Source organism: Klenkia soli, assembly GCF_900103975.1.
In the GTDB taxonomy this organism is placed as follows: Bacteria; Actinomycetota; Actinomycetes; order Mycobacteriales; family Geodermatophilaceae; genus Klenkia; species Klenkia soli.
The window spans coordinates 73892-83407 of record NZ_FNIR01000016.1 but is presented as its reverse complement, the minus strand read 5'-3'; the positions used below and the strand labels follow the sequence as shown (position 1 = coordinate 83407).

Below are 9516 nucleotides of genomic sequence, written 5' to 3'. Positions count from 1 at the left end.
TCGGCCTGGGCCTCGGCCACGTCGGCCAGCACCGCCTGCACCCCGGCCCGGGTCGTGGCAGAGGTGACCAGCAGCTCGGACAACCGCATCGGCCGGTGCACCAGATCAACTGGCACACCGGCGGCGACCTGCGCGGCCCGCTCGGCCTCCAGCACCGCAGCCTTCGCCGCAGCCGAGGCGAACACCTCCGCCTGCGCGATGCCCAACGACAGCCCGAACCGGGTGCCCACCACCACCGGGTCCACCGTGCACCACCTCCGCGCCTAGTTCGAACACCTGTACGAATACTAGCGCACATCGCGACCGTCGACTACCTGAATGCACAGGTCAGCGGACTGTCCACAACGGCGGGAGGAAATGTCGGAGCAGCTTGGCACCATGGGAGGATGACCGCCCCCGAGGAGATCCTCTGCCGGGTCCGCACCGAGACCCGCGCCCAGATCGCGGCGCTCACCGCCGACTACGAGGCAGTCGTCGAGGCCTCCCGGGGATCCAACGCCGACGACGAGCACGACCCCGAGGGCCAGACCATCGGGTTCGAGCGCGCCCAGCTCGCCTCGGTGCTCGAGCAGGCCCGCACCCGGCTCGCCGAGCTCGACGCCGCGGTGTCCCGGGTGGCCGACGGCAGCTACGGCCGCTGCGAGGTCTGCGGCCTGCCGATCGGCGAGGCGAGGCTGCAGGCCCGCCCGGCGGCCCGCACCTGCATCGACCACGCCTGAGCCGCCCCGCACCACGGCCAGCCGGTGAGGTCGATCGAGGTCGCAGCTAGAACCGCTGCACGACCCCGATCGCGGCGACCACCAGGGTGGTCGCACCCAGGAGGCGGCGGAACGGGTTCACGCCGCGCACCAGCTCGTCGACCGCCCACCACACCAACGCCACCCGGGTGCCGACGTAGACCCACGCCGCGTCACCCACCACGCGGCCCAGGCCGGTGAGCAGCAGGAACACCCACGCCGAGGTGTTCGGCCACTGCGCCACCACCCATCGCCGGTCCGTCGACGACCGGTCCCGCAGCAACCAGTCGAGGGCCCGTCTCACCGCTCGGTCAGCAGCCCGGCCGGGTCGGTGAACAACTGCGCACCGGGGGTGGCGCCGCTGAGCGCGTCGGCGGCCAGCACGACCGCGGCCGCCGTCCAGGTGGTGCGCTCGACCGGCCAGATCGCGTCGTCGGCGAACACGTAGCCGGTCCAGTAGCCGCCGTCCTCGTCCCGCAGGTGCTGCATCGCGGCCAGCTGCTCGGTGGCGGCGTCCACCTGCCCGGCGACGGCCAACGCCATCGCGAGCTCGCAGGTCTCCGCGCCGGTCACCCACGGCCGGTCGGCCACGCACCGCGCACCGAGACCGGGGACGACGAAGGTGTCCCACGAGGCGGCCAGCCGGTCCACCGCGGCGGCCCCGGTCAGCGCGCCGCCCAGCACCGGGTAGTACCAGTCCATCGAGAACCGGGCCCGGTCGGCGAACGCGTCCGGCCGGGAGCAGAGCGCTGCCTGCAGCGCGTCGGCCGCCGCCGTCCACGAAGGCCGGTCCTCGCCGACCAGGGCAGCCAGCGACGACCCGCAGCGCAGGGCCTGCAGCAGCGACGACGAGCCGGTGACCAGGGCGACGTCGTCCGGCGTGCCGTCCGGGCGCAGCGCCCAGCCGATGGACCCCGAAGGCAGCTGCATCCGGCAGACCAGGTCCAGCGCCCGCGAGACCGGACCCCACCAGCGATCACCGGGGGACCCCGTGACCAGTGCGTGGTGCAGGGCGCCGACCGCGAGGTAGCCGGCGTGGTTGCTCTCGACCCCCGGCGCGGTCACCGCGCCCTCGCGCCACTCCGACGGGAACCCGCCCGAGGGCAGCTGCCGGGCGCACAACCAGTCCAGGGCCGCCGCGCCCGCACCGGGCCGGCCACCGGCGGTCAGCGCCATGGCCGCCTCGACGGAGTCCCAGGCGTCCAGGGCCCCGCCGCGCCACCACGGCAGCATCCCGTCGGACGACTGCTCGGCGGCGATCGCGGCCACGGTCGCGGCGACGTCGTCGCCGGACAGGACCCCGGGCACCTCGGGCAGCAGCGTCACGACCAGGGCTTGGTCGCGTAGACCACCAGGCTCTTGCCGATCAGCGGGTCCAGCACCCGCTCGGCCGCCCGGGTCACCCACGGCCGCGTGGTCAGGTCCCAGACCAGCAACCGGTGGTAGGCCCGCACGGGCGCAGGGTTGCGGTCGACGCCGACGGCGCACTTGAGCCACCAGTAGGGCGCGTGCAGGGAGTGCGCGTGGTGGCTGGCACCCGGGACGAGGCCGGCCGCGGCGAGCCGGGCCCGCACCTCGGTCTGCCGGTAGATGCGGATGTGGCCGCCCTCGTTCGCGTGGTAGTCGTCCGACAGCGCCCAGCACACGGCCTCGGGGCCGAACCGGGGCACGGTGACGGCGACCCGCCCGCCGGGCTTGAGCACCCGGGCGATCTCGGCGAACGCGGTCGCGTCGTCGGGGATGTGCTCGAGCACCTCCGAGGCGATCACCCGGTCCACCGACCCGGACGGCACCGGGAGGTGCAGCAGGTCGCCCCGCACCGCCGTCGCCGAGGCCCCCACCGGCGCCTCGCCGGCGGCCTCGATCGCGCCGAGCCAGGTCTGCGTCGTGCGCACCTCGTCGGTGCCCCAGTCGACGGCGACGACGGAGGCGCCCCGGCGGTAGGCCTCGAAGGCGTGCCGGCCCTCGCCGCAGCCCAGGTCCAGCACGGTGTGCCCGGCCCGGACGTCGAGTTGGTCGTAGTCGATCGTCAGCACGCGTCCAGCACCTGCTCGTACCAGTCGGCGGTCCGGACGGCGGTCGACCGCCAGGTGAAGTTCTCCAGCACCCGGGTGCGCCCGGCCCGGCCGAGCTGCTCCTGCAGACCCCGGTGGTCCAGGACGAGCGCGAGGGCCCCGGCCAGCCGGTCGACGTCCCCCGCAGGCACTTGCACCGCGGCGTGCGAGCCGACCACCTCGGGGAGCGCGCCGGCGTCCGTGGTCACCAGCGGTGTCGCGCACGCCATGGCCTCGATCGCCGGCAGCGAGAACCCCTCGTACAAGGAGGGGACGACGGCGGCCGTCGCCCGCTGCAGCAACCCGACCAGGTCGGCCTGGGGGAGCGGGCCGGTGAACGTCACGGCGTCGGCCAGCGAGAGCCGCTCGACGGCGGTGGCCGCCAGGCCACCGGCTTTCGCCGAGCCGACGACGGTCAACCGCACCTCGCGCTCGGTGCGCAGCTTGGCGATCGCCTCCAGCAGCGGGACCAGCCCCTTCAGCGGGACGTCGGCGGAGGTGGTGACGACGACGTGGTCGACGTCGCGCGGGCCGCTGGGCGGGGAGAAGTCGGACGGGTCGATGCCCACCGGGATCACCTCGACGCGGTCGGTCGGCACCCCCATCAACCGCTGGATGTCCCGCTGCGAGCTCGCCGAGACGGTGGTGATCGCCGGCAGCCGACGGGCGACGCGGGCCTGCATGCCGGTGAAGGCGTACCAGCGGCGCAGGGTCAGCGAGCGGCGGAACCCGGCCGCGGCCAGCTCGATGTCGCGGTCGACGGCCACCGGGTGGTGGATGGTGGCGACGGTGGGCAGGCCGGTGCGCAGCAGGCCCCAGCCCAGCGACTGGTTGTCGTGGACGATGTCGAACCCCGAGCCCCGTAGCCACCGGGCGGCCCGCAGGGAGAAGGTGAGCGGTTCGGGGAAGGCGGCGGTGCACATCGCGGCGTACTCGGCGACGTCGATCCAGTCGCGGAACTCCCGCAGGGCCGGGGTGCGGAACGGGTCGGGTTCGCGGTACAGGTCCAGGCTGGGCAGTTCGGTGAGGGGGACGCCGTCGTCCAGCACCGGGTAGGGCTGCCCGCTGACCACCTCGACGCGGTGGCCCAGCTCGCGCAGCTCGCGGGACAGCGCCCGCACGTAGACGCCCTGCCCGCCGCTGTGCGGCTTGGAGCGGTAGGACAGCAGTGCGATGCGCAGCGACCGTCCCATGCCGGGGACCTTAACCAGCGGCCCCCGCGGGCCCGTGCGAGCGCCTACCGTGGGGTGATGCGCCGCACCCCGCTCCTGCTCGCCGCCGCCGCGTCCACCACCCTGCTCCTCGCCGGCTGCGGCGCCGGCGACACGCCGGTCGCCCCGGCCGCCGCCACGCAGGAGGCGCCCGCGCTCGCCGAGGGGTTGCTGCCCGCCGACCAGTTCGCGCCCGGCGCCACCGTCACGGCGGTCACCGCCGACGACCTCGCCGCTGCCCTCGGCGCCGCGCCGTCCCACGACCCGGGCCGGATCACGGTCACCCCGCAGGCCTGCGTCGACGCCCTGCAGGTCGCCCGCACGGCGCTGGGTGACCCGGCCGACGTCGACGACGTCGCCGGCCAGTACGCCCGCGCCGGCTTCGGCGGCACCGCCGAGCTGCTGGCCACCGGCGGGCCCGCGCAGACCGCCGTCGGCACCCTCGTCGACGCCGTCGCCGCCTGCCCGACCGCCACCGTGGACACCGCGATGGGCCAGGCCGTGGTCACCTTCGGCGCGGTGACCCGGCCCGACCTGGGGGACGACGCCGCCGTCGTCCCCCTGACGGTCACGCTGCCCGGCGGTCCGGTGTCCGGCGGGTCCGCGCTCCTGGGCCTGGTCTCGGACGGCGACCGGCTGCTGGGTCTGGCGACCGGCAGCATCGGCACCACCGCGCCCGACCAGGCCGCGTTCGACACCCTGCTCGCCGCCGCCCAGGAGCACGCCGCCGACACGCTGGGCTGAGGCGGTCCGCGGGCATCCGTGGTCGGATGGGCGGCGTGAGCCTCCCGCGTCGCATCCCGGTCGTCCTCGCCGCAGCCACGGTCCTGCTGGCCGGCTGCACCTCGACGGTGGAGGGGACGGCGTCGCCGTCCCCGACCACCGCAGGTGCCCCCTCGTCGTCCGGGTCGGGCGGCGACCAGGGTGGTGACCAGGACCCCGACGGGCTGGCCGCCGGACTGCTGCCGGAGGACGCCTTCGGCGCGGGTGCCCAGGTGTCGCCGGTGACCGAGGCCGACGTCCGCGCCGGTGCCGCCGTCGGCGCCGACCTCGCCGGGGTCACCATCACCCCCGAGGCCTGCGCCCAGGCGATCCAGCAGAGCCAGCCCTCGGTCGAGGACCTCGAGGACTTCGCCGCCCAGACCGCGACGAGCGGGACGAGCGTCGTCGTCCAGCTGCTCACCGTCGGGGCCCCGGGTGACCCGGTCGCCGACCTGGCCGCGTCCGTCGCGACCTGCCCGCAGGCGACCCTCACCTCACCCGAGATCGGGACGGCGACCATCACGTTCAGCGCGCTGGACGTGCCGGCCCTCGGCGACGGCTCGGCCGGGCTGTCGTACACGACGTCGGTGACCGGCCCCGACGGCTCCCAGCTCACCATCCCCGCGCTCATCGCGGTGGCCGTGGACGGCGACCGCCTGCTCACGGTGCTCAGCACCAGCATCGGCGGCAGCACGGACACCGCCGCCTTCACCGACCTGGTGCAGCAGGCCTACGACTACCAGGCCGACCAGCTGGACTAGCAGGACCGGGACGCCGCTGCCGCCCGCCGTCCACACGCCGGGGGTCCGTCCACAACCTGCGCGCGGCGGCCCCGGGGACCGCCCCGCGCCACCAGGGTCGACGGCATGGAGAACGAGCAACCCTGCACCGCCGTCCGGCTCGACACCGGCCCCGAGCTCGCCGCGGCGCTGCCGCAGCTGCTGGGCTTCGTGCCCGAGGAGTCCCTGGTCCTGGTCGCGCTGACCGGGAGCCGGGCCACCCGGGTGGGCGTGACCCTGCGGGTCGACCTGCCCGGCCCCGACGACGCCTCGGCCCTGGCGACGGACGTGGTCGCCCGCCTGGGTCCCGAGCCGCCGGCCGCCGTCGTCGCCCTGGTGGTCACCGAGGCGTCCGACGTGCCGGCCGAGGTGGACCTCGACGCGTTGTCCGACGTCCCCCTGCACGCCCTGGACCCGGTCGGCCTGCGCCTGCTGCGCACCGCCGGGGCCGACCTGCCCGGCCGGGGTGTGGTGCGGGCGGTGGGCGGGGTGCTGGCCGACGCCGGTGTGCCGCTGCTGGCGGCCCTGCTGGTGCGCGGTGGCCGGTGCTGGGACTACGACTGCGCCGACCCCTGCTGCGACCCGGGCGCCGGGCGCCCGCTCCCCGGTGGCACGTCGGCGCTGGCCGTGGCCTCGGTCGTCGACGGCCGGGTGGTCGCGGCCGACCGCGCCGAGCTGGTCGCCCGGCTGGCCCCCGCCACCGGCGTGGCCGCGTTGGCGATGGGCCGGGCCTGCTCGGTGGTGGGGGCGGGCCAGGCCGAGGCCCTGCACCGCCTCGGGTGGGAGGCGGTCGCCGCCGAGTCGTGGCGCCTGGTGCAGGGCGCCGTGGCGGCCGGCCGCCACCTGACGGACGAGGCGGTCGCCCGGCTGGGCTGGGCGCTGACCGAGACCGAGGTCCGGGACCAGGCGCTGGCCCTGGGCGCGGGACCGACCGCGGCAGCCGCCGAGGCGCTGTGGACCGAGCTGGTCCGCCGGCTGCCCGCCCCGCTGGACGCCGCCCCCGCCACGCTGCTGGCGGCCACCGCGTGGGCCCGCGGCGACGGCACGACCGCCGGCGTCGCCCTGGACCGCGCCCTGGCCAGCCAGCCCGGCTACCGCCTGGCCCAGCTCCTGCGGCAGGGGCTCACCGCCGGGCTCCCGCCGTCGGCCGTGCGCGAGCTGGCCGGCTGGGCACGGCCGCGGTCAGAGCAGCTCGGGGCGTGACCAGTCCCGGCCGTGCACGTGCTCGGCCAGGAACGCCAGCACCGTCTCGTACCAGACCGTGGCGTTGCCCGGCGTCAGCACCCAGTGGTTCTCGTCGGGGAAGTAGAGGAACTTCGAGGGCACCCCGCGCTTCTGCAGGTCGTACCAGAGCCGCAGGCCCTCGCCGATCGGCACCCGGTAGTCCTTGTCGCCGTGGATGACCAGCACCGGGGTGGTGATCGCGTCGGCGTAGCGGTGCGGCGAGTTCTGCTCGTAGCGGGCCGGCTCGGTCAGCGGGTCGCCGAACTCCTTCTCCCAGTAGAACGCCGCGTCGGTGGCGCCGATGAAGCCGTCCAGGTGCCACAGGCTGGCGTGGGTGACGATCGCGTCGAACCGGTCGGTCTGCGTGGCCACCCAGTTGGCCATGTAGCCGCCGAACGAGCCACCCATCGCCGCGGTGCGCGAGCCGTCGACCTCGGGCAGCTCGACCGCGGCGTCGGTGGCGGCCATCAGGTCGGTGTAGGGCGCCCCGCCCCAGCTGCCCCAGCCGCGCCGGACGAACTCCTGCCCGAAGCCCTGCGACAGCGCCGGGTTGGGCAGCAGCACCGCGTACCCCTGGGCCGCCATGACCCACGGCAGCCACCGCCACGACCAGGAGTTCCAGCTCATCAGCGGTCCGCCGTGGATCCACAGCAGCAACGGCGCGGGGGAGTCGGCGGAGGCGCCCTCGGGCAGCACCAGCCAGGACTGCACCTCGACGCCGTCGGCGGCGGTGGCCCGCAGCTCGCGCAGGGTGCCGGGCAGCGCGGCGATCGTGCCCGGGTTCGGCAGCGGCTCGGGCTGCTGGTCGGTGGCCTGCGGGTCCAGCCGCACCGGCGCTGCCGGGTGGTCGAAGGCCGACCGCAGGGCGTAGAGCGCCGAGCCGTCGCGGGCCACCTGCAGGTCGGAGTAGGCGCCGTCCCGGGTCAGCCGGACCGGGGCCCCGCCCTCGACCACCCGGAACACGGCGTGCCGGCCGTCGTCGTCGGCCAGGAAGTACACCGCGCCGCCCTCGGCGTCGAACTGCGGCGCCGACGGCCAGCGGTCGAAGCCTTCGGTGAGGTCGGTGACCGCCCCCGAGCCGACGTCGACCAGCAGCAGCGTGTAGTCCGGCGGCTCCGCCTGGGTGGTCTCGGACTCGCGGGTGCACACCAATCGCGCCGAGTCCGGCGACCAGGCCGGCGACCCGACGTCGGCGGCCGGGTCGTCGACCAGCACCCGGGTCTCACCGCTGGCGGTGTCGGTGACCACCAGCCGGCCGCGCCGCGAGGCCCGGGGATCGGCGACCTCCTCGGCGCGGGCCAGCCACCGGCCGTCGGGGGAGAGTGCGACGTCGGACCCCGCCCCGTTCGGCGGGCCCGCGTCGGGGGTGAGGTCGCGCCAGTCGGGTGCGGTGCCCTCGACCGGCAGCTGACCCACCCAGAAGGCGTGCGGCACGGTCGGGCCCAGGTCGTGGTCCCAGTACCGCACCGGGTAGCTCTCGTGCAGGATCGCGGTGACCCCGGCGTCCTTCCGCGCGTCGCGGCGGGCGGCGTCGGCCTCGTCGTCCTCGGCGCCCGGCGTGGTCGAGGCGAGGACGACGACGTCCCCGCTATCGGCCGCCACGGTGATGCCGCCGATGCCGTTCTTGCGGCCCAGCACCAGCCGGGCCTCGCCGCCCTCGGCCGCCAGTGCCCACAGCGCGGGCTTGGGCTCCCCGGCGTCCTTGCCGGCGTCGGGGTCCGGGCGGGCCGAGGTGAACAGCAGCGTGCCGTCCGGCGTGAAGACGGGCGCGGACTCACCCGGTGCGCTACGGGTCAGCTGACGGGCGTCGCGCCGACCGGTCGGGTCGACCTCCCACAGGGCGGTGCGCCAGGTCTTCCGGTCGGGCGCGAGCGCGGCCACCGACGTGACCAACCGCCGCCCGTCCGGGGAGAGGGCCAGCCCACCGAGGCGGGGGAGGGCCATGACGTCGGCCGGACGGGCGAAGGGGGTGTCGGTCACACCACCCACCCTAGTGACCAGGTCGTGAGCCCGGCGAACGATCAGCCGGCGGCGACCGGCACGGGCTCCTCGGCGGGCGAGACGAACACGTGCTGGGCGACACCCGGCGCCAGCACCGACCCGTCGATGCTCACCGAGCCGTTGACCAGCGCGGCGCGCACGGTCATGCCCGGCCGCACGCCCTGGTCGGCCAGCGAGCGCAGCAGCTGGGTGTCCTCCTGCAGCTGCTCGCTGATGCGGCGGATGACCACCGGCGCACCCTCGGCCGTGGCCGACGTCGACAGCAGGGTCAGGGTGTCCTGCTGGTCGGTGGTCGCCGCGCCCAGAGCTGCCAGACCAGGGATGGGGTTGCCGAACGGCGAGACCTGCGGGTTGCCCAGCAGCGTGAGCAGCTTGCGCTCGACCGCCTCGCTCATCACGTGCTCCCAGCGGCAGGCCTCCTCGTGCACGTCGGCGTAGTCCAGGCCGATGACGTCCACGAGCAGGCACTCGGCCAGGCGGTGCTTGCGCATGACGGCGGTGGCCAGCGCGCGGCCCTCGTCGGACAGCGCCAGGTGGCGGTCGCCCTCGACGCTCAGCAGGCCGTCGCGCTCCATGCGGGCCACGGTCTGGGAGACCGTGGGGCCGCTCTGGTGCAGGCGCTCGGCGATGCGGGCGCGGAGAGGGGTGATGCCCTCCTCCTCGAGCTCGAAGATCGTGCGCAGGTACATCTCGGTGGTGTCGATGAGGTCGTTCACAGCAGCAGGCTCCTCCGTGCAGGGGTCTGCGC

General features: G+C 75.7%; 11 protein-coding genes. 4 read left to right on the top strand and 7 right to left on the bottom strand.

The features are described 5' to 3' along the window. The coding region (locus tag BLS67_RS21235) for a hypothetical protein (protein ID WP_131801813.1) at positions 1–245 on the bottom strand (245 nt) is incomplete at its 3' end. Between the two features lie 141 nt (positions 246–386). On the opposite strand from BLS67_RS21235, the gene BLS67_RS21230 reads away from it, so the two are divergent. Next, positions 387–719 (top strand): TraR/DksA family transcriptional regulator, encoded by a 333-nt coding sequence (locus BLS67_RS21230; RefSeq protein ID WP_091249644.1) that lies wholly within the window; start codon positions 387–389, stop codon positions 717–719. 46 nt (positions 720–765) lie between these two features. On the opposite strand, the gene BLS67_RS21225 is transcribed toward BLS67_RS21230, so the two are convergent. Genes BLS67_RS21225 through BLS67_RS21210 form a run of 4 tightly spaced genes read right to left on the bottom strand, consistent with a single transcriptional unit; the run spans position 766 to position 3984 of the window. Next, positions 766–1041, bottom strand: coding sequence for a hypothetical protein (locus tag BLS67_RS21225; protein WP_091249639.1), 276 nt, complete (start codon positions 1039–1041; stop codon positions 766–768). Continuing rightward, entirely contained in the window at positions 1038–2063 is a 1026-nt protein-coding gene (locus BLS67_RS21220) for a prenyltransferase (RefSeq protein WP_242654255.1), read from the bottom strand. The genes BLS67_RS21225 and BLS67_RS21220 overlap by 4 nt, the downstream gene beginning before the upstream one ends. Then, positions 2060–2773, bottom strand: a complete 714-nt coding sequence (locus BLS67_RS21215; RefSeq protein WP_091249636.1) for a class I SAM-dependent methyltransferase — start codon at positions 2771–2773, stop codon at positions 2060–2062. The genes BLS67_RS21220 and BLS67_RS21215 overlap by 4 nt, the downstream gene beginning before the upstream one ends. Next, entirely contained in the window at positions 2767–3984 is a 1218-nt protein-coding gene (locus BLS67_RS21210; RefSeq protein ID WP_091249632.1) for a glycosyltransferase family 4 protein, read from the bottom strand. Before BLS67_RS21210 ends, BLS67_RS21215 begins: the two co-directional genes overlap by 7 nt. A 57-nt stretch (positions 3985–4041) precedes the next feature. Between BLS67_RS21210 and BLS67_RS21205 the strand changes: the two genes are divergently transcribed. The 3 genes from BLS67_RS21205 (at position 4042) to BLS67_RS21195 (ending at position 6746) form a co-directional block, all read left to right on the top strand. After that, positions 4042–4746, top strand: a complete 705-nt coding sequence (locus BLS67_RS21205) for a hypothetical protein (RefSeq protein ID WP_091249628.1) — start codon at positions 4042–4044, stop codon at positions 4744–4746. Between the two features lie 35 nt (positions 4747–4781). After that, positions 4782–5525 (top strand): hypothetical protein, encoded by a 744-nt coding sequence (locus BLS67_RS21200; RefSeq protein ID WP_131801812.1) that lies wholly within the window; start codon positions 4782–4784, stop codon positions 5523–5525. Between the two features lie 105 nt (positions 5526–5630). Further along, a complete protein-coding gene (locus BLS67_RS21195) occupies positions 5631–6746 on the top strand; it encodes a DUF4192 domain-containing protein (protein ID WP_091249621.1) in 1116 nt (371 codons plus the stop codon). Here BLS67_RS21195 and BLS67_RS21190 read toward each other — a convergent pair. After that, positions 6726–8747, bottom strand: coding sequence for a S9 family peptidase (locus BLS67_RS21190; RefSeq protein ID WP_242654254.1), 2022 nt, complete (start codon positions 8745–8747; stop codon positions 6726–6728). The genes BLS67_RS21195 and BLS67_RS21190 overlap by 21 nt on opposite strands. A gap of 41 nt (positions 8748–8788) precedes the next feature. Continuing rightward, a complete protein-coding gene (locus tag BLS67_RS21185) occupies positions 8789–9484 on the bottom strand; it encodes an iron-dependent transcriptional repressor DtxR (RefSeq protein ID WP_091249619.1) in 696 nt (231 codons plus the stop codon). Positions 9485–9516 lie beyond the last annotated feature (32 nt).